We start from the raw sequence: 20462 nt of genomic DNA, 5'->3' as shown, positions 1-20462 counted from the left end.
CGGCCCGGTACGAGGGCGATCCTCCGCCTTGCAGCTGACCGCACCGGGCACCGCGGCCCCCTCCACGAACTTGCGCGGCCCAGCACTAGTACGCCCCGCGTCCGTCGACGACCGCGCGGAACGTACGCGCGAGCACATCCATGTCCGTGGTCAGCGACCAGTTGTCCGCGTACCGCAGATCCAGCGCCAGGCTCTCGTCCCAGGACAGATCCGAGCGCCCGCCCACCTGCCACGGCCCGGTCATCCCCGGCTTGACGCCCAGCCGCCGCAGCTCCACGGCGTTGTATGCGGCGACCTCGTCGGGCAGCGGCGGGCGCGGGCCGACCAGCGACATCTCCCCCCGCAGCACGTTCACCAGCTGCGGCAGCTCGTCCAGCGAGGAGCGGCGCAGCAGCCGCCCCACCCGGGTCACCCGGGGGTCGCGGCGGATCTTGAACGCCGGACCGTCCTGCTCGTCCGCCGCCGCGAGCCGGGGCCGCAGCAACTCGGCGTCCGCCACCATGGAGCGGAACTTCCACATCCGGAAGGGGGTGCCCCGCTGCCCGATCCGGGCCTGCCGGTGGAAGACCGGGCCCTTCGAGTCCAGCCGGACGGCGAGCGTGAGCAGCGCGAACAGCGGTGCCAGCAGCAGCAGTCCGAGCCCGGCTCCCACCCGGTCCAGCACGTTCTTGAACGCCAGCTGCGGTCCCCGCCGGACGGGCGGGGAGATGTGCAGCAGGTTCAGCCCGGCGGCGGTGGCCAGCCGGACCCGCCGCAGCGCCACCTCGGTCAGCCCGGAGGCGATCACCAGCGGCAGCCCGGCGTCCTGTACCGCCCAGGAAAGCTGCCGCAGCCGTTCGCCGGTGAGCCGGGCCCCGGGGACGATCAGCACCACCTCGGCGCCGAGCCGCTGGGCGGCGTCCAGCACCGCGCTGCCGTCGTCCTGGCGGCCGGGTCCGCAGTGCGCGGCGATGCTGAGGTTCAGGGTGATCTCGCTGTGCGGCGGGAGGCCGCGGCCGTCCCCGGCGGGTTCCTCGGCGGGGCCATTGGCCGGTGCCGGGGATGGACGTGCGGCCGGCGATGCCGTCGGCGGTGCCGCTCTCGGCGCCGACGGGCGCCGGCCGGTCAGCCTGCCGAACTCGGGGACCCCGCTGCGCAGCTCCGTCTCGCCGACCGCGACCGCGCCGATCACCACATACGCGTGGTCCGTACGGGCAGCGAGCTGCCCCACCACCTCGTCGACCGGGTGCGCCTCGCCGACCACCAGCGCCCGGCACACCGACTGCGCCGCCCGCCGCTGCCCGCCCAGATGGTGATGGGTGAGCGCCCGGCATGCTGCCGTGAGTACGAGCGCGGGCGTCAGGGCCAGCAGCGCGTGTGCGGGCGCGGAGCTCTCGGAGGTGGCGACCCGGATCACCGCCAGCAGGCCCACCAGCGTCAGCCAGTCCTGGGTGGCGGACAGCAGCCCGCGCGCCTCGCCCAGCGACCGGGTGCTGTAGCGCTTGCGGGCGAGCTGGACCGCCGTCCACACGGCCGTGGCGGTCACCGCGGCGAGGACGGGGTGCGGCCTGCCGGTCGCCAGGAACACGAAAAGGACCGGTAACCCGGTCCCCATCACGTCCGTGGCCAGAGCCAGAGGTACGTACCACACTGCCTTGTCCCGGATCGGGGGCAGCTCCCTCCCGGGTCCGGCCGGGATCTCCGGTTCCTCCACGGGTCTCTGGCCACCGGACAGAAACATGGCGTCGCGCCGCATGTACCCCCCAGGTACGGAGAAGACCCCCAGACGGCGTCATGTCCACTTCCCCAAGTGGGACGCGCCCCTGATGTGAAGGAGACCTTAAGTCATATCGGCGTGGTTCCACCTCTGTTTGTTCAAAATTCGCCCGATACGTTGCGCGGGTCGACCGGCTGGGCTCCGGGTGGGGAGTTGGGGTGATTTCTGGTTGCATGCCCGGAGTTCGGGGTCATGATCCGTCATAGGTTGGTTCTTTTTGCTCGCCCTGGTGTCTGGGATGCTTGAGTGCGGGGCGGGAAGTGACGAAAAGCCTCCGAGATGCAGACATCTGTGCGATGTGCGGGTGATATGCGAGATGGCTGACTTGTGCCGTCCGTGACACGAAGGCTCGCCTGCGGCGCACCGGCGGGCCAGGATGAGAGTGGGCGATGGGTCGCGTGCGGCGTGGTGGGGCGTGGGCGGGTGCGGGAGTCTGCTGGATGGTCGCGGCCGGGATGGTGACGAGCGGGGTGGAGGCCCTGCTCGCACCGGGGGCCGAGTGGTGGTCGGTTGCGTGGTTCGTGCCATGGATCGCGGCGGGCGCGTTCCTGCTGGTGTGGGTACCGCTGCGAGGGAGTGAGAAGAGCCGCGCGGCGGCGGCCGGTTCGGTGCGCTGGGCACCTCGGGAGCCATCTGTCGTCACCGGACGCCGGAAGAGGTCCGAGGTATACGGGCGGCAACGGCCGTACGGGCGGCACCGGCCGCCGTACGGGCGCGCGGGTCGGCGCGGTGGTGCCGGCGGGGACGACTGCGGAGGCGGAGAAACGATCCATTACACCCACGAAGGGTGACCGGGGCCAATTCAGCCGCCCGAGCCCGGAACCGGCGCCTCCCGGGGGAGCAGACCCTCCGACTTGAGAGCGGCCCAGAGCGCGTCGGGTACGGGGTGTGCGAAGTATTCGGCGCTCGCGCTGACTTCGGCGGGCGTCCGGGCACCGACGAGCACGGTGCTGACCGCGGGGTGGGCGAGCGGGAACTGCGTCGCCACGGCGAGCGGCGAGGTTCCGTAGCGCTCACACACCGCCCGCAGGGCCTGAATGCGCGCGGCGAGCGCGGGGGGCGCCGCCGTGGTGCCGGTCAGCAGGCCGCCCTGGAAGACACCCGCCGCGATCACGGCGACACCGCGCTCCTCGCAGAGCGGCAGCAGATCCTCCAGCCCCGACTGGTCGAGCACGCTGTAACGGCCGGCCAGCAGCACGCAGTCGGGGCCGGGCTCGGGTGCCTCGCGCAGGAAGCGGGCGGCGACATCGGCGTGATTGACACCGAGCGACACCGCGCGCACCGCGCCCCGCCGGCGCAGCCCGGCGAGCGCGGGGTAGGCACCGTGCAGCGCCGTCGCGTAGTCCTCGTCCGGATCGTGGATGTGCAGAACGTCGAAGCGGTCCACGCCGACCCGCTCCATGCTCTCCTCCACCGAGCGCAGCACGGCGTCGTAGGAGTGGTCGCGCCGGGGCCCGACACCCGGCGGCGGGTCGGCCCAGATCGGCTGGGTGTCCGGCCCGCCCGGCTCGATCAGTCTGCCCACCTTTGTGCAGAGCACCATCTCCGCGCGCTGCCGTGCCCGCAGCGCCCGGCCGGCGCGCGCCTCCGAGCGTCCGTATCCGTAGACCGGCGCGGTGTCGAACAGGCGCAGGCCCAGCTCCCAGGCACGGTCGACGGTCGCGCGGGCCTGCTCCTCGCTGACTGGGGTGAACAGGCCGCCGATGGAGGCCAGTCCGAGCCCCAGCGGGGTCACCTGCAGTCCGGTGCGGCCGAGCGTCACGCGTGCGTCGGGCTTCATCGGCCCAGCTTCGCAGACCCCGTGCGCTCGGGGCAGCCCCCTTCAGGCACGGAGGAGCGTGCCCTCCAGCGCGATCCGGCCGGCGACCGCCACCGTCTCCGTGGACGAGAACGCGCAGCTCCCGGGCGCCGGTTCAGGTGGTACGGATACCGGTGGTACGGACACCGGTGGTACCGACACCGGCGGCTCGGGCATCCCCACCACCGGCCTGTTGGCCGGCGCGGCCGTCGCCCCCTCCGGGCGGCGGGCACGGGTGCCGAATATCCTCTCGGACTATTCACTCAAATCAGCTAATTGTGGCGTATGAGTGAGTGTTCAGCTCCCGCGTGGGGAGGAAGGGCCTGCCCGGCCGATCCGCTTGCCGGTCTCCGTCCCTCCGTCCCTGTGTCCTGGAGCTCCGCCGTGGATGTCGCCGATGCCGTGTGGTCCTGTCCGTTCGATTTCGCACGGGCCCTCGAATTCGACCCGTTGCTCAAGAGGTTGCTGACCGAGGAGCCTGTCGCCCGTATCCGCATGCCGTACGGCGAGGGTGAGGCGTGGCTCGTCACCAAGTACGACGACGTGCGTACCGTCACCACGGACCGCCGCTTCAGCCGGAGCGCCGTGGCCGGCCGGGATTTCCCGCGCATGACGCCCGCGCCGATCGTCCAGTCCGAGGCGATCAATCTGATGGATCCGCCGGTCAGCAGCCGCCTGCGTGGCCTGGTCGCCAAGGGGTTCACCGCCCGGCAGGTCGACCGCATGCGGTCGCACACCCAGAGCGTGGTGAACGCACTGCTGGAGCGCATTGCCGAGTCCGGCGAACAGCCCGACCTGATCGCGCAGTTGGCAGCGCCACTGCCGCTGACCACGATCTGCGAAGTCCTCGACATCCCCGAGGCGGACCGGCCCGGCCTGCGCACCCGCGCCCTGACGATGATGAACATCGGTGCGGCGAGCAAGGACGCCGCAGTGGTCGCCAAGGCCGAACTGCGCTCATACTTCACCGAGTTGTCGGCCCAGCGGCGCCGTTCCCCCGGCGACGACCTGATCAGTACGCTGGCGACCGCCCGTGACGGCGCGGACCTCCTCGACGAGCAGGAGCTGGCCGTCATGGCGATGGTGCTGCTCATCACCGGCCAGGACACCACAACTTACGAGATCGGCAATCTGGCCTACACCGTGCTCACCCGTCCAAAGGTGCGCTCCGCACTGCGCGAACGCCCGGAGCTGCTGCCGCGCGCGCTCCAGGAGATGCTGCGGTTCATCCCCTTCCGCAAGGGGGTGGGAATTCCGCGGATCGCCACCGAGGACGTCGAGTTGGGCGGTGTCACCATCCGCGAGGGCGATGTCGTCCACGTCTCCTATCTCACCGCCAACCGCGACCCCGCCAAGTTCGAGCGCCCGGACGAGCTGGACTTGGAGCGGTCCGCCACCGGCCATATGACCTTCGGCTGGGGCGCGCACCACTGCCTTGGGGCGCCGCTCGCCGAAATGGAGCTCGAAGTGGCCCTGGGCACCCTGCTGGAGCGCTTTCCCGGCCTGCGTCTCGCGGTCCCGCCCGCCGAGGTGCAATGGAACACGACGTCGATCTGGCGGCATCCGCTGGCACTGCCGGTGACCTGGTGAGGGCAGCGGCCGGTGCCGGTGGAGAAGTCCGCCCCGCGCCCACCCTGTGCCGGCCAGCGGTCGCCGTACCGGAGCATGTGGTCACGCAGGAGCAGACTCTGCAGCTGGCGCGGGAGATACACCCACGGCACCCGCAGCTCGGCCTGGCGCTGCGGCTGATCGAGAACACCGGCGTCCGCACCCGTCGTCTCGTGCAGCCGCTGGACGTGACGCTCCGCCATCCCGGCTTCGAGGTCCGCAATCTGCTCTACGAGAGCGAGGCCAAAGCCCGGGTGCCCGGTGTCGTCAACGGGGCGCTGGGCCACGCCGAGTTGGAGCCGGACGAGATCGACCTGATCATCTATGTGTCCTGCACCGGCTTCATGATGCCCTCGCTGACCGCCTGGATGATCAACACCATGGGCTTCCGGCCGGAGACGAGGCAGCTGCCCATCGCCCAGCTCGGCTGCGCGGCGGGCGGTGCGGCCATCAGCCGGGCGCACGACTTCTGCATGGCGTACCCGGAGGCGAACGTCCTCATCGTCTCCTGCGAGTTCTGCTCGCTCCTCTACCAGCCGACGGACCTGGGAGTCGGCTCCCTCCTGTCGAACGGCCTCTTCGGTGACGCGCTTTCGGCGGCGGTCGTGCGCGGCCGGGGCGGCGTGGGCATCCGGCTGGAGCGCAACGGTTCCCATCTGGTCCCGGGCACCGAGGAGTGGATCTCCTACGCGGTGCGTGACACCGGCTTCCACTTCCTCCTCGACAAGCGGGTCCCCGGCACCATGGAGATGCTCGCCCCGGCCCTGCGGTCGCTGACGAAGCAGCACGGCTGGGACGTCTCGGTGCTGGATTTCTTCATCGTGCACGCGGGCGGGCCGCGCATTCTGGACGACCTGTGCCTGTATCTCGGCGTCGCGCCGGAGATGTTCCGCTTCAGCCGGGCCACGCTCACCGAGTACGGGAACGTCGCCAGTTCGGTCGTCTTCGACGCGCTGGCCCGGCTCTTCGCGGAGGGCGGGGTCCCGGAGTCCGCGCGAGGGCTGATCGCCGGATTCGGGCCCGGCATCACCGCGGAGGTCGCACTCGGGCGATGGGCGGGCGCGCCGGAGCCCGCGGTGGTGCCCTGAGGGCCGCCCGGCCGGGCGGGCTGCTGCCCGGGAGCGCTCCGCCTCAGGCGCTCAAGGGGAACTGCTCGCCCAACTCCCGGAAGACCGCGGTGTTGAGTGCGAAGGCCCGCTTGCACTCGTCCACGACGCGCTGCTTCTCCAGGTCGTCCGCCGCCAGTTCGTCCAGCCGCTCGCGGTAGTCCCGCTTGAACGCCGCGGGGTTGCCGATCTGCTCGAAGACATAGAAGCGCACCCCGTCTCCCTTGCGCGTGAAGCCCCAGGTCCGCTCCGCCTTGCCCCGGATGATCTGGCCGCCGGAGAGGTCACCGAGATAGCGGGTGTAGTGGTGGGCGACATAGCCGCCGGGCCAGTCGCGGGCGACCTGGGAGACGCGGGCGGCGTAGGCGCGCGTGGCGGGGAGGGGCCGTATCTCCGTACGCCAGCCGGACCGCCCGTGGAGGTGGTCGAGATCGCGCTCCAGGGCGGGCAGGCGGAAGAGGCCGGTGCGTATGAACGGCCCTGCGACCGGGTTGTCGGCCAGCGGACCGGCGGCCTCCTCCAGCGCCGTGTAGAGGAACCACAACTGCTCGGTGTAGCGCCGGTACGCGTCCACGCCGAGCCGCCCGCCGAGCAGGTCGGCCATGAAGGACGTGGACTCGGCCTCGGTGTGCTGCTCGTGCGAGGCGGTGCGGATCAGGGTGGAGAACGGGGTGCGTGCGGGATCGGACGCGGCCATGGCGGTCCTCCGGGGAAGCGATGCGGGGAGCACGGGGAACGGGGGACGTGGGGCAGGGGAGGCGCCGACGGGAAGCCGACGCTGGACCGATACTCTTACTTAGGCTTACCTAAGTCAATGGTTTGCCGACGCACTGTCGGCAAGTTCCCTGCTCGCGGCACCCGAATCCCCGACGCCGTACCCGGTGCACCCGCCCCAGGTCAGGGCAGCGTGAGGATCTCCGTCCCGGTCGCGGTGACCAGCAGCGTGTGCTCGAACTGCGCCGACCGTTTGCGGTCCCTGGTGACGACCGTCCAGCCGTCGTCCCACATGTCCCACTCATAGGTGCCAAGGGTCAGCATCGGCTCGATGGTGAAGGTCATCCCCGGCTCGATCACCGTGGTGGCCCGCTCGTCGTCGTAGTGCGGGACGACCAGTCCGGAGTGGAAGGCGGTGTGGACGCCGTGCCCGGTGAAGTCACGGACCACGCCGTAACCGAAGCGCTTGGCGTACGACTCGATGACCCGGCCGATCACATTGATCTGGCGCCCCGGCCGGACCGCCTTGATCGCACGGTTCAGGGATTCGCGCGTCCGCTCCACGAGCAGCCGCGACTCCTCCTCGACCTCGCCGCACAGATAGGTCGCGTTGTTGTCCCCGTGCACACCGCCGAGAAACGCGGTCACATCCAGATTCACGATGTCGCCGTCGCGCAGCACGGTGGAGTCCGGGATGCCGTGGCAGATGACCTCGTTCACGGAGGAGCACAGCGACTTCGGGAACTGCCGGTAGCCGAGGGTGGACGGATACGCCCCGTGGTCGCAGAGGTAGGTGTGCGCGATCTCGTCGAGCTTGTCCGTGGTCACCCCGGGCGCGATGTACTGGGCGGCCTCCGCCATCGCCCGCGCCGCGACACGGCCCGCGACCCGCATCCGCTCGATGGTCTCCGCGTCCTGCACCGCGGGCCCGGTGTACGGGGCGGGGGCCTTGCGGCCGACGTATTCCGGGCGAGGGATCGAGGACGGCACCGTGCGCGGAGGGGTGAGCGTGCCGGGTACGAGAATTGGCTGGCCTGACATGACCGCGAGTCTAGTGCTGCGACCGGAACGGGGTGCCCGGCCCGCGCGGGAGTGGTCCGGGGCCTTGCTCTGGGGGAGCATGGGGAGCATGGCCCTGTTCAAACGCAAGACGGTCGGCAAGCCCGGCGAATGGTTCTACTGCCTGGAGCACCAGAAGGTCGAGGAGGGCCCCGAATGCCCTGGCAAGGACCGCTTCGGCCCCTACGCGAGCCGGGAGGAGGCGGCCCACGCGATGGAGACCGCGCACGAGCGCAATCTGCAGTGGGAGACCGACTCCCGCTGGCATGACGCCTCGCGCCGCGCGGCGGCAGAGGACGACGACTGATCGTCCCCCGGCGCGCTACGCCTCCGCCGGTGCCTCCCCCGCCTTGCGTTCGCGCAGCGTACGGGCGTGCGGGTCGGTGCGTGCGTCGTAGGCCATCAGCTTCGGCAGCGCCAGGGCCAGCAGGCCCACCGCCGCCACGCACACCACCCCGCCGCTCCACACCGAGGTACGGACGGAGGTCATCGCCGCCATGCCGCCCGAGCGCAGCTGACCGAGCTGAGGTCCGGCCGAGTACGAGAGCAGCTCGATGCCCGCCAGCCGTCCGCGGAGCTCGTCCGGGATCGTCTGGTTCCACATCGTCGTACGGAAGATGCCGCTGACCATGTCGAATCCGCCGGCGATGGTGAGGAAGAGCAGCACCAGCCAGATGTTCCCCATCAGGCCGGCGACCCCCATGGAGGCGCCCCAGCACACCGCGGAGAGGGCCACCATCCGGCCGTGCCGGTGTATGCGCCCCGTCCAGCCGCTCGTCGCGCTCACCAGCATGGCGCCCAGCGGCAGCGTCGCGTACATCAGGCCCAGCGCCCATTCGGCGTCGAGCTGGTCCGCGAGGAAGGGGAAGAGCGCAAGCGGGAAGGCGAAGAGCATCGCCGACAGGTCGATTGCGTACGTGCCCAGCAGTTCCTTCCTGCTCCAGGCGTAGCGGGCGCCCTCCCAGATGCCCCGCAGCGAGGGTTTCTCCGCGTCGTGCGCGGCGGGGGAGGGGGCCAGTCCTCGCCCCAGCAGGACGGACCCGGCGAAGGTGAGGGTGTCGAGGGCGTAGGCGGTCTTCAGCCCGGCGTAGGCGATGAGCACTCCGGCAAGCGCCGGTCCGGCGACGCCTCCGATCTGCCAGCGCAGGGCGTTCAGCGCGGCGGCGGCGCTGAGCTGGCTGTGCGGGACGATCCGCGGAATGATCGCGTCCAGTGCCGGTCGCTGGATGCCTACGAGTGCGCTGGTCAGCGCGCCCGCGACATACAGCGGCCAGATCATCGGCTGCGGCAGCAGCGTGTTCAGCAGCAGGCCCAGCGCGACGACACCGAGCGCGGACTCGCTCCAGAGGATGATCTTGCGCCGGTCGACGGCATCCGCGAGCGCTCCCCCGTACAGCCCGAAGACGATCAGCGGGGCCAGCTCCACCGCACCCAGCGCGCCGACCGCCACCGGCGAGCCGGTCAGCTCCTTGAGCTGGAAGGGCAGCGCGACGAAGGAGAGGAAGCTGCCGAAGACGGTGACGGCCCCCGCGATCCACAGCAGGCGGAAATCGCGCGAAGAGCGCCACGGGGAGAGGTCGGGCAACAGATCCCGCAGCTTCGACGACACGAGCCGTAATCTTTCGCCCGCCGGACGGCCGGAGCAACCGAATATCGGGCCGGCCCCGCCGCAGGACCGCCCCGGAGTGATCACCTTCACTGCCGCCGGGCCGCGCGGGAGGCCGTACGGGCTGGCAGGATCACTGCCATGACTTCTCCCGCAGCACCTGCACCCAAGAAGGACCCCTGGGACCTCCCGGACGTCTCCGGGCTGACCGTCGGTGTGCTCGGCGGCACCGGAGACCAGGGACGCGGGCTCGCCTACCGGCTGGCAAGGGCGGGCCAGTCGGTGATCATCGGCTCGCGCGTGGCCGAGCGCGCTCAGCAGGCGGCAGCCGAACTGGGCCTCGGCATCGAGGGCGCCGAGAACGCCGAGTGCGCGCGCCGCGCCGACGTGGTGATCGTGGCCGTGCCCTGGGACGGGCATGCGAAGACGCTGGAGGCGGTCCGGCCCGAGCTGGACGGCAAGCTGGTCGTCGACTGTGTCAATCCGCTCGGGTTCGACAAGAAGGGCGCCTACGCCCTGACCCCGCCGGAGGGCAGCGCCGCCGAGCAGGCCGCCGCGATACTCCCGGACGCGCGGGTGACCGCGGCCTTCCACCACCTCTCGGCCGTGCTGCTCTCCGACCCCGAGATCGAGGAGATCGAGACGGACGTGATGGTGCTGGGCGAGGTGCGGGCGGACTGCGAGATCGTGCAGGCGCTGGCCGGACGCATCACCGGCATGCGGGGCGTCTTCGCCGGTCGGCTGCGCAACGCGCACCAGGTCGAGTCGCTCGTCGCCAACCTGATCTCCGTGAACCGCCGCTATAGCGCGCACGCGGGCGTCCGGCTCACCGACATCTGAGCCCCAGCGAGCTGAGCCTCACCGACATCTGGGGGCCGGGCGGCATGGGGGAGAATGGCGGCAGCACGTCCACCCGCCCGCACCGCCGACTGGAGCCCGCCCCCATGCCCGCCGCCCCGCTGTCGTCGCCGTCGTCCCGGCCGTCGTCCCGCCTTCCTCGTGGTATCGCCCTCTACGTCACGGTCCTCTGCGTGCTCGCCGTGGTCGCCTCGGTGATCTCCTTCGTCAACGGCAGCTGGCTGGGCGTCGTCTGGCTGCTGCTGGCCGGGCTCACCTCCAACATGGCCTTGTACTACCTGCGCCGCTCCCGAGCCGCGCGGGTCGACCCGCGGTAGCTCTCGCGCTCGGGCGGACGCCGTGTGCGTGTCCGCGCCAGGTGCGGTCAGTTCGTCAATCGTGCAACAGACATCCCCAGACCTGCGGATATCTCCCAAGCCGTGGCTACCTTGGGTGCCGATGGCCGAAAACGAACTACCGGGGGTTCGCGGTGGAGCTGGCAGACGAAATCGCGGCGAGGCGCGCCGGGACGGGTGACCCGCGGGCGCTGGTGGGGGAGTTCCGGCGGGCCGCCGTACTGGTTCCCGTAACGGACGGTGGTCTGACGACGGCTGTGTACGGCGGGGTGCGGTGGATCTACGCGTTCACGGACGAGGCCGCGCTGGCACGCTTCGCACTCGCCCGCACAGCGATGCCCGACCAGCCGCGCGGGTACGAGTCCGTGCTGGGCGCGCGGTTGCTGGACACGGTCGTCCCCTCCTTGGACCGGCCCGCCGGGGTGGCCGTGAACGTCGCCGACGCCGACGGGGCCATGCTGTTCCCCCCGGCAAGGGGGATCGTGCCGGACGCGGTGGCCGTCGACGCGGAGCCCGGACTCGCCGGGCAGGCCGTGCGATGAGCGCCGACGGCGATCTGAACATCAGCCCGACCTCGCTGGACTTGATCACCAAGGGGCTGAACGCGGCCATGGGTGAGCTCAAGGAGATCGGGACCAGCACCGGGGCGTTGCAGGGCAGCGGCTTCGAGTCGATGGCCATGACGGGGATGGAGGCGGGCGGGGGCGGTCTGGCCGACAACTTCGAGGACTACTGCGAGCGTTGGGAGTGGGGGGTCCGTGCGCTGGTGCAGGACGCCAATGCGATCGCGCAGCGGCTGGGCCTGGCAGCGGGCATGATCTGGTCGGAGGACCAGTACTGGGACGGCACCTTCAAGATCGGGGTGAACTCCCTGGTGGGCAACCCGCACGCGACGGAGGAGGAGGTCACCCAGCAGAACTGGGGCGGCCTCCTGACGCCGGACGCGCCGGACTACAGCGGCGAGTCCTGGGATCAGGCCGGGCAGGACATCGAGCAGGACTGGAAGGACACCGGACGCGCGCTGCTCACCGAGGGGCGCGGCGGTGACCAGGCCGAGCAGATGAACGACGCGCTGGGCATCGATCAGGAGCGGTTCGACCAGATGGTGGACGACGTCTACGGGCCGTCTCCGGAGGAGCGCGCCGCGCAGGAGGGGACCGGCTGATGGGGATCGGCGACTTCATCCCCGACCCGGTGGAGGACTTCTTCGAGGACGGTGCCGAGGTCGTCGGCGAGGGTGTCGACGACTTCGGTGACTGGTCGGCGGACCGGCTGGAAGACGTCGGCTGGGAGAGCGGCGCCGACTGGGTCCGGGAGACCTCGGATTCGGCGGCCAACGTGCTGGGCGCGGACGTCGGCGAGATGCAGCTGGGCCAGACGGAGGACCCCAAGAAGCTCATCCACGGCAGCGTCTCCACGCTGCGCTCCAACTCCAGCCATCTCAAGGACTTCAAGAACGCCTTCAACAAGGTCGGGAACGGTCTGAAGGGCCTGGAGTCGGACCAGTTGAAGGGGAAGGCGGCAGACACCTTCCGGGAGAAGGTCTCGATCGAGCCGAAGAAGTGGTTCAAGGCGGCCGGAGCCTGCGAGAAGGCGTCCAAGGCACTTGGCGACTTCGCCGACACCGTCGAGTGGGCACAGGGCCGGGCGAAGACCGCGATAGAGAAGTACAAGGCGGCGAAGAAGGAGTCCGAGGAGGCCCGCACCGCCCACAACACCAAGGTGGACGAGTACACGACCGCCGCCGAGACCTACAACGCCAAGGCACGCGCCGGGGAGGACCCGGGGACACGGCCGGTGCAGCCGGGAGAGTTCAAGGACCCCGGAATCGCAGGGCGAAATGAGGCCGAGGAGATTCTGAAGGAGGCCCGGACCCAGCGGAACACGGCCCGCACCACCGCGGAGACGGCGGTGAGCGAGGCCCGGGACGAGGCACCGGCGAAGCCCTCTTACTCGGAACAGGTGCAGGACGGGCTCACCGGTGTGGGGCTGGACGTGTCGCACGCCTTGGGCGGCGTCATCAAGGGGAGTGCGGGCCTGGTCAGCTTCGTCCGCAGCGTGAACCCGACGGACCCGTACAACGTGACCCACCCGGCCGAGTACCTCACCAACTTGAACAGCACCGTCACCGGTCTCGTGCAGGTGGCCAACGACCCGGTGGGCACCGCCCAGAACATGTGGGACACCTTCAAGCAGGACCCCGCCGAGGGAGTCGGCCGACTGCTCCCGGAGTTGCTGGGGACCAAGGGGCTGGGGGCCGCCAAGAAAACCGCCACCGTGGGCCGGCACGCCGACGACGGCCCGCCCGGGCGCAGCCAGTTGGACAAGGACAGCCCCGGAACGAACGACCGGCCGGACGCTGACCGGGAGTCCGGCGGCACCGACCCGGTGGACCTGGCGACCGGCCGTATGTATCTCCCGCAGACGGACGTGACGCTGTCAGGCGCGTTGCCACTCGTCTTCGCACGACGGCTGGACTCCGGCTACCGGGCCGGGCGCTGGTTCGGCCCGTCCTGGTCCTCGACAGCGGACCAGCGGCTGGAGATCGACTCCCGTGGCGTGGTCCTGGTGACGGCGGACGGGCTGCTGCTGGCCTACCCGCATCCCGCGCCGGGCGTGCCGACCCTGCCGGAGAGCGGGCCCCGGCTGCCGCTGGAGCGCACACCGGAAGGCGACTACACGCTGAGCGATCCGGACAGCGGCCGTACCTGGCTTTTCCGCGCCCCGGACGACGACGGCACCGGCGGCGAGGCGCGCGGCGGAGCGGGCGGCGCCGACGGTGAGGCCCGGCTGGAACAGATCAGCGACCGCAACGGGCACCGGATCGACTTCGAGTACGACGAGACCGGCGCACCCTCCGGCATCGTGCACAGCTCGGGTCGTCGCCTGCGGCTGACCACCCAGGACGGCCGGATCACCGCGCTGCATCTGGAGGAGCGGGAGCTGGTCCGCTACGGCTACACGGACGGGAACCTGACCGAGGTCGTCCGCTCCTCGGGCCTGCCGCTGCGCTTCGACTACGACGACGAGCACCGGGTGATCGCCTGGACGGACACCAACGGCCGGCGCTATGACTACGTGTACGACAACCGCGACCGGTGCATCGCGGAGGGCGGCACCGCGGGCCACCTCCAGGTACGCATCGGCTACGGGGCGGCGGACCCGTCGACCGGTCACCGGGTCACCACGGTCACCACCGTGCGGGGCCGGGTCAGCCGCTATGTGATCAACGACCGCAGCCAGGTGATCGCCGCGTACGACCCGACCGGCGCTGTGGTCCGCACCCGCCGTGACCACCGGGGCCGGGTCCTCTCGCGCACCGACGCGCTGGGCCGTACGACCCGCTTCCACTACGACGAGGAGGGGCGGCTCTCCGGCGTCACCCGGCCGGACGGGTGCTCCTTGGCGATGGAGTACAACGCGCTCGGTCTGCCCGTCTCCGCAGCCGGGGCGGACGGCGCGCGGTGGGCCCTTACGTACGACGCGTACGGGAACCGCACCACGCTCACCGATCCCTCGGGCAGGGTGACGCGGTACGGCTACGACGGGCTCGGCCACCTGAGTTCGGTCAAGGACCCGTCGGGCGCGGAGACCCGGGTCCGCTGCGACGCGGCCGGGCTGCCCGTCGAGGTGACCGACCCGGGAGGCGGGGTCACCCGCTACGCACGGGACGCGTTCGGCCATGTCACCGCGCTGACCGATCCGCGGGGCGCCGTCACCCGGCTGGAGTGGTCGGCGGAGGGCAGACTCACCCGCCGCACCGATCCGGACGGTGCCGAGCAGCGCTGGACCCATGACGGGGAGGGCAACTGCGTCCAGCACGTGGACGCTTCGGGCGGCGTGACCTCCTACGAGTACACGCACTTCGACCTGCTCGCCGCCCGCACCGATCCGGACGGTACGCGCTACGAGTTCGACCACGACACCGATCTGCGCCTGACCGGCGTCACCAACCCGCAGGGCCTGACGTGGAGTTACGTATACGACGAGGCGGGCAGGCCGGTGTCCGAGACGGACTTCGACGGCCGCACGCTGACGTACGCCCATGACGCGGCCGGACAGCTGGTCAGCCGCACCAACCCGGCGGGCCAGACGGTCTCCTTCGCGCGGGACATCCAGGGCCGGATCGTTCGCAAGGACGTGGACGGCCATGTCACCACCTACGGCTACGACCCCGCCGGACGGCTCACCGAGGCCCTCGGCCCCGACGCCGAACTCCGCTACCACCGTGACAAGCTCGGCCGTGTCAAGTCGGAACTCGTCAACGGCAGGGTGCTGAACCACTCCTACGACCCCGCGGGCCGCCGCACCCGTCGGGTCACCCCCAGCGGTGCGGTCTCCACCTTCGGCTACGACCTGGCGGGCAACCGCACCACGCTGACCGCCTCCGGCCACACGCTCGGCTTCACCCACGATGCCGCGGGCCGTGAGACCGAGCGCAGCATCGGGCCGGGCACCACGCTCCAGCAGGACTGGGACCCGGTGGGGCGGCTGACCGGTCAGACCCTGACGAGCCAGGCTCTGACCGGTGAGGACACCGGCACGCTCCAGCGGCGGTCGTACAGCTACCGGCCGGACGGCCATCTGACCGCCCTGACCGACAAGCTGGGGGGCGACCGCAGCTTCGAACTGGACCTGGCGGGCCGGGTGACCGCGGTGCACGCGGCCGGCTGGAGCGAGTCGTACGCGTATGACGAGGCGGGCAACCAAACGCATGCGGACTGGCCTGGCCGGCACCCCTCGCCGGAGGCCCGGGGGGCGCGCAGCTACACCGGTACCCGGGTCCATACGGCCGGGAAGGTCCGCTACGAGTACGACGAGGCGGGCCGCATCGTCCTGCGGCAGAAGGCGCGGCTGTCCAAGAAGCCGGACACCTGGCGGTACCGCTGGGACGCGGAGGACCGCCTGACGCAGGTGGTGACCCCCGACGGCACGGTGTGGCGGTACCGCTATGACGCGCTCGGCCGCCGTACCGCCAAGCAGCGGCTCGACAGCTCGGAACAGGTCGCCGAGCAGGTCGACTTCACCTGGGACGGCCCCACCCTCGTCGAACAGACGACCACCGCACCCGGCCTGCTCCACCCGGTGACCCTCACCTGGGACCACGACGGGCTCACACCGCTCTGCCAGACCGAACGCCTCTGCGACGCCGCCTCGCAGACCGAGATCGACTCCCGCTTCTTCGCGATCGTCACCGACCTGGTCGGCACCCCGACCGAGCTGGTCGACGAGAGCGGCGGCATCGCCTGGCACACCCAGCGCACTCTGTGGGGCACCACCACCTGGAACCGGGACGCCACCGCCTACACCCCGCTGCGCTTCCCCGGCCAGTACCACGACCCGGAGACCGGCCTCCACTACAACTTCCACCGCTACTACGACCCCGAGACGGCCCGCTACACCAGCCCGGACCCGCTGGGCCTCGCCGCGGCCCCGAACCCGGCCGCCTATGTACGGAACCCGCACGCGTGGACCGACCCGCAGGGACTCACCCCCTGCCGGCCCTGGATCGTGGGCAAGGGGGACGACCCGATCGTCCCGGAGCTGGCGGACGAAATCCATGCCCGGTATCCCGGTCACGTGAAGGCGGAGGGGATCGAGATCATGGGCCCGGACGGAAAGCCGCTGACAGACTTCGACCTGGTCACCGAGAACGCCGTGATCCAGGTGAAGAGCGGCGGCGGGAAGGGCGCGCTGGACCAGGCGCTGCGAACCCAGGCACTCACCGACCGGCCGGTGATCGTCTATCTGCCGACGGGCAAGGGGAGCGTGGTCCGCTCCCTGGAAGAGGCGGGCATCATGGTCACCCGCGACAAGGAAACACTGATGGGAGTCATCGCACCGTGAGAGACACCTTTGTCCTGCTGACCGCCCAGGAGGACGCCGCAGGGGTGCAGGGCCGCATTCTCGCGCTCGACGAGATCACGGGTGACGAGCACTTCCGGTATTTCACACTCGGTGACTGCGTGTTCGGTGTCGGGACCAGCGGATCCGTTCTCCAGGACTACGACGAGGACGAACTGCGGGAGATCCGGGAGCGGCTGGGAGAATTCGAACCGCTGCTCATCGAATACCAGAACATGGATTGCGCGCGGGCCCTCCTGGGGCGCTGCCTGGCCGATGCCAGGGGAATCGTGGACACCAATTACGGGGACCTGCTGGACTACCCGGAAGTGCTGCGCAGAATCCGGGAGAGGCCGGGCTGGACGCTGCGGCAGACCGGCGCCGGGTGAGGGCAGAGCGGACAGCCCTTAGCGCCCGGCCAGTCGTGACCTGGCAGTATGAACAGGTGCGCTACCGGTATCGCGTTCTGGGGACTACGCAGGCACTTCGCGCGGACGGCACTTCGGTGCCGCTCGGTGGGGCACGGCTGCGCGCGCTGCTGACAGCGCTGGCGGTGGCCGGAGGACGCCCGGTCCGTACGGACACGCTCGTGAGCGAGGTATGGGCGGCTGATGAGGAACCGCCGACCGACGAACTCGCCGCCCTCCAGGCCCTGGTGGGACGGTTGCGGCGGGCGCTGGGCCGCGAGGCGGTCGCCTCCGGCGCGGGCGGCTACCAGCTGGTGGCCGAACGGGACGACATCGATCTCTTCCGTTTCGAGCGGCTTGCCGACGAGGGCGCACAGGCCCTGGCGGACGGCGATCCGGGCAAGGCGGTCGAACAACTGGACGACGCGCTGGCGCTGTGGCGCGGGCCCGCGCTGGCGGATCTGCCCGACGGCGACACGGTGGCCGCACGGGCACAGGCCCGGCAGCTTGCCGCGCGGCGCAGCAGGCTGGAGGCGGAATGCGCACTTGGCCGCGCCGAAACGGCACTGCCCGCACTGCGCGAGCTGGCCACGGCGCACCCGCTGGACGAGCCGCTGTGGGCGCTGTATCTGCGGGCGCTGCGGGACACCGGCCGCCAGGCGGAGGCACTGGCCGCCTACGAGGAGGTACGGGTCACCTTCGCGGACCGCCTGGGCACCGACCCCGGGCCTGAACTGCGGGCCCTGCACGGGGAGCTGCTCGGCACCTCCGGCGCCCCCGACGCCACAGCGCACCCGACGGGGCAGGACCCGGCAGGATCCGTCCGTCCCGGCAACCTCCGCGCACGGCTCACCTCCTTCGTCGGACGCGAGACGGACGTGGAGGCCCTCCGCGGCGACCTGTCCGGTGCCCGGCTCGTCACCCTGCTCGGCCCCGGCGGCGCCGGGAAGACCCGGCTCTCCCAGGAGGCCGCCGAAGCCCTGGGCAGCGCATGGCCCGACGGCGTCTGGCTCGCCGAACTGGCGCCCGTCCGCGACCCGGAGGCTCTCGCCGAGGCCGTGCTCACCGCACTCGGCGGCCGGGAGACGGTCATCCGGGGCACGACGGCCGAGGGGCTGCGTGCCGCCACCGACCCCCACGCACTCGACCCGCTCGCCCAGCTCGCCGAACGGTGCGCCGCCCGGCGGATGCTGCTCGTACTGGACAACTGTGAGCATGTGATCGACGCGGCGGCCCGGCTGGTGGAGACCCTGCTGACGGAGTGCCCACGCGTCACCGTCCTGGCCACCAGCCGGGAGCCGCTCGGCGTGCCGGGGGAGCGGGTGCGGCCGGTGGAGCCGCTGCCCGATCCGGTGGCGCTGCGGCTGCTCGCCGACCGGGGCGGGTCCGCCCGCGCCGGATTCCGGGTCGAGGAGGACTTGGAGGCGTGCGCGGAGATCTGCCGCAGGCTGGACGGACTGCCGCTCGCCATCGAGCTGGCCGCCGCCCGGCTGCGCTCGCTCACCCCGCGCCAGCTCGCCGACCGGCTCGACGACCGCTTCCGGCTGCTGACCGGCGGCAGCCGCACCGTCCTGCCCCGGCAGCAGGCGCTGCGCGCGGTCGTCGACTGGTCCTGGGATCTGCTGGACGATGCCGAGCGGGCGGTGCTGCGCAGGCTCGCCGTCTTCTCCGGCGGCTGCGGGCTGGCCCAGGCCGAGGAGGTCTGCGCCGACCCGGCGGGCTGCACGCCCGTCGACCCGCGTGACATCCCCGCGCTGCTCGGCGCACTTGTCGACAAGTCGCTGGTGGTGGCTGCCCCGGCGGGGGACGGCGCGATGCGCTACCGGCTGCTGGAGACGGTGGGCGAATACGCGGCCGAGCGGCTGGACGAGGCGGCCGAGCGGCCGGCCACCGAGCGGCGGCATCTTGTCGCCTACCGCGAACTCGCCCGCACCACTGACCCGTTGCTGCGCGGCCCCGGCCAGCGCGAGCATCTGGAGCGGCTGGAGCGGGAACACGACAACCTGCGCACCGCGCTGCGGTGGGCGGTGACCGCCCACGACGAGCAGGAGGCGTTCTGCCTGGTGCTGTCGCTGCACTGGTTCTGGGAGCTGCGCGGGCACCGTTCGGACGCGAGCATGTGGTCGCAGGCCGCGCTGAACCTCGGCCCCCACCCCTTCCTGCCGCCCGGCAAGCCTGCTCCCTCGCTGCGGGAGCGCTGCACCGACAGGCCGCCTCCGATGCCGCCCGAGCAGCTGGAGGAGGCCCGACGCGGCGCGTGGCTCATCCATTTCGCCAGCACCCAGCCCGACATGATCGTGATCAACTCGCCCGAGATGCGGGAGAGGCTCGAGGCTCTGTCGCAGACCTACCAGCCCGGCCAGCCGCAGGTCTGCCGCCCGCCCGGAATCTCCTGGTTCTTCGCGATGATCCTGCTGGGCGACTACGCGCGGCTCGGCGAGATCCTGAACGCCGCCGTGAGCGGCACCCGCGAACTGGGCGACGACTGGGCACTGGCCGCAGTGCTCCAGCTGCGGAGCAAGGTGCTCAACGACCGGACCGACGCACTCGACCGTGCCGCCCTCGACGCCGACGAGAGTCTGGAGATCTTCACGCGGATCGGGGACCAGTGGGGAGTCGCCGAGGCACTCGCGGGCCGCGGCGAAACGCGCGAGAGACGTGGTGACCTGGCCGGCGCGGCGGCCGACTACCGGCGGGCCGCCGCCATCGCGGAGGAGCTGGGCGCCCATGCCCAGGTGCCGATGCTGCGGGCCCGGCTGGCCGGGGCGCTGCTGGACTCCGAGGAGGACATCGGCGAGCAGGGCGAGGACGGCGAACGCATGCTCTACCAGGCGGTCGAGGACGGCGAACGCTCGGGCGGGGACGCGGGGCACTTCGCGCGGGTCGGGCTGGCGCTCCGCCTCGGCCGGGTGGGCCGGACCGACGAGGCCAGGCAGCATCTCGCCGTGCTGCGGGAGAAACTCCAAGGCGTGGCACCCCCGCTCTTCTTCGGCATGCTCGCCGGGGTGGACGGCTGGCTGGACGTGCGTGCGGGCAGACCGCAGGAATCGCTGCCCAAGTTCCTGACGGCCGTGACGGTGACGCGCGAGGATCCGCTGACCCAGTTCGTCGCCCCGCAGCTCACCGTCTGGCAGCTGGCGTCCGCGGCTGAGGCGCTCGCGGAGCTCGGCCGGCACGCTGATGCGGCGCGACTGCTCGGCGCGTTCGACGTGCAGGAGGTGCCGCTCGGCTCGGGGACTCTCGCCGCCCGGGAGAGCCGCGGGCGTGCCGCCCGCGTCGCCAGTGCAGCGCTGGGCGAGCAGCGGTACGAGGAGCTGCACCGCGAGGGTGGCGGCCTCTCCGTCGAAGAGGCCGCCACCCTGCTCAGCTGA

16 protein-coding genes are annotated in these 20462 nt (G+C 71.4%); 11 read left to right on the top strand and 5 right to left on the bottom strand.

Features of this window, described 5'->3' with window-relative positions; translation table 11 throughout:
• Positions 1–85: 85 nt before the first annotated feature.
• Positions 86–1693, bottom strand: a complete 1608-nt coding sequence (locus LHJ74_RS09415; protein ID WP_260217437.1) for an exopolysaccharide biosynthesis polyprenyl glycosylphosphotransferase — start codon at positions 1691–1693, stop codon at positions 86–88.
• 503 nt (positions 1694–2196) lie between these two features.
• Here LHJ74_RS09415 and LHJ74_RS09410 point away from each other — a divergent pair.
• Positions 2197–2547 (top strand): hypothetical protein, encoded by a 351-nt coding sequence (locus LHJ74_RS09410; protein WP_260217436.1) that lies wholly within the window; start codon positions 2197–2199, stop codon positions 2545–2547.
• An 11-nt stretch (positions 2548–2558) separates the two neighbouring features.
• Here LHJ74_RS09410 and LHJ74_RS09405 read toward each other — a convergent pair whose 3' ends face one another.
• Entirely contained in the window at positions 2559–3536 is a 978-nt protein-coding gene (locus LHJ74_RS09405) for an aldo/keto reductase (protein ID WP_260217435.1), read from the bottom strand.
• 402 nt (positions 3537–3938) lie between these two features.
• Between LHJ74_RS09405 and LHJ74_RS09400 the strand changes: the two genes are divergently transcribed.
• Both LHJ74_RS09400 and LHJ74_RS09395 read left to right on the top strand, forming a co-directional pair.
• A complete protein-coding gene (locus tag LHJ74_RS09400) occupies positions 3939–5144 on the top strand; it encodes a cytochrome P450 (protein ID WP_260217434.1) in 1206 nt (401 codons plus the stop codon).
• Positions 5090–6250: a type III polyketide synthase gene (locus tag LHJ74_RS09395; RefSeq protein WP_260217433.1), complete on the top strand. Its 1161-nt coding sequence runs from the start codon at positions 5090–5092 to the stop codon at positions 6248–6250. Before LHJ74_RS09400 ends, LHJ74_RS09395 begins: the two co-directional genes overlap by 55 nt.
• A gap of 43 nt (positions 6251–6293) precedes the next feature.
• Here the strand turns inward: LHJ74_RS09395 and LHJ74_RS09390 are convergent, their stop codons facing one another.
• Positions 6294–6965: a biliverdin-producing heme oxygenase gene (locus LHJ74_RS09390; RefSeq protein ID WP_260217432.1), complete on the bottom strand. Its 672-nt coding sequence runs from the start codon at positions 6963–6965 to the stop codon at positions 6294–6296.
• Between the two features lie 200 nt (positions 6966–7165).
• Positions 7166–8023, bottom strand: a complete 858-nt coding sequence (gene map / locus LHJ74_RS09385) for a type I methionyl aminopeptidase (protein ID WP_260217430.1) — start codon at positions 8021–8023, stop codon at positions 7166–7168.
• Between the two features lie 88 nt (positions 8024–8111).
• Between map and LHJ74_RS09380 the strand changes: the two genes are divergently transcribed.
• A complete protein-coding gene (locus tag LHJ74_RS09380; RefSeq protein ID WP_260217429.1) occupies positions 8112–8348 on the top strand; it encodes a hypothetical protein in 237 nt (78 codons plus the stop codon).
• Positions 8349–8363: 15 nt separating this feature from the next.
• Here LHJ74_RS09380 and LHJ74_RS09375 read toward each other — a convergent pair whose 3' ends face one another.
• Complete coding sequence (locus LHJ74_RS09375) at positions 8364–9650, bottom strand: MFS transporter (protein WP_260217428.1); 1287 nt, start codon at positions 9648–9650, stop codon at positions 8364–8366.
• 138 nt (positions 9651–9788) lie between these two features.
• On the opposite strand from LHJ74_RS09375, the gene npdG reads away from it, so the two are divergent.
• From npdG to LHJ74_RS09340, 7 genes are all read left to right on the top strand, one after another.
• On the top strand, positions 9789–10487 hold the full coding sequence (gene npdG / locus LHJ74_RS09370; protein WP_260217427.1) for an NADPH-dependent F420 reductase: 699 nt from the start codon (positions 9789–9791) through the stop codon (positions 10485–10487).
• A 104-nt stretch (positions 10488–10591) separates the two neighbouring features.
• Complete coding sequence (locus tag LHJ74_RS09365; RefSeq protein ID WP_260217839.1) at positions 10592–10822, top strand: hypothetical protein; 231 nt, start codon at positions 10592–10594, stop codon at positions 10820–10822.
• 152 nt (positions 10823–10974) lie between these two features.
• On the top strand, positions 10975–11382 hold the full coding sequence (locus tag LHJ74_RS09360; RefSeq protein ID WP_260217426.1) for an SseB family protein: 408 nt from the start codon (positions 10975–10977) through the stop codon (positions 11380–11382).
• Complete coding sequence (locus LHJ74_RS09355) at positions 11379–12005, top strand: hypothetical protein (protein ID WP_260217425.1); 627 nt, start codon at positions 11379–11381, stop codon at positions 12003–12005. The genes LHJ74_RS09360 and LHJ74_RS09355 overlap by 4 nt, the downstream gene beginning before the upstream one ends.
• Positions 12005–16687, top strand: a complete 4683-nt coding sequence (locus LHJ74_RS09350) for a putative T7SS-secreted protein (RefSeq protein ID WP_260217424.1) — start codon at positions 12005–12007, stop codon at positions 16685–16687. Before LHJ74_RS09355 ends, LHJ74_RS09350 begins: the two co-directional genes overlap by 1 nt.
• Positions 16684–17073, top strand: coding sequence for a hypothetical protein (locus LHJ74_RS09345; RefSeq protein WP_260217423.1), 390 nt, complete (start codon positions 16684–16686; stop codon positions 17071–17073). Before LHJ74_RS09350 ends, LHJ74_RS09345 begins: the two co-directional genes overlap by 4 nt.
• Before the next feature lie 35 nt (positions 17074–17108).
• Complete coding sequence (locus tag LHJ74_RS09340; protein ID WP_260217421.1) at positions 17109–20462, top strand: AfsR/SARP family transcriptional regulator; 3354 nt, start codon at positions 17109–17111, stop codon at positions 20460–20462.

The sequence above is a fragment of the Streptomyces gossypii genome, assembly GCF_025165795.1.
Classification (GTDB): Bacteria; Actinomycetota; Actinomycetes; order Streptomycetales; family Streptomycetaceae; genus Streptomyces; species Streptomyces gossypii.
This window is presented reverse-complemented; position numbering and strand designations above follow the sequence as displayed.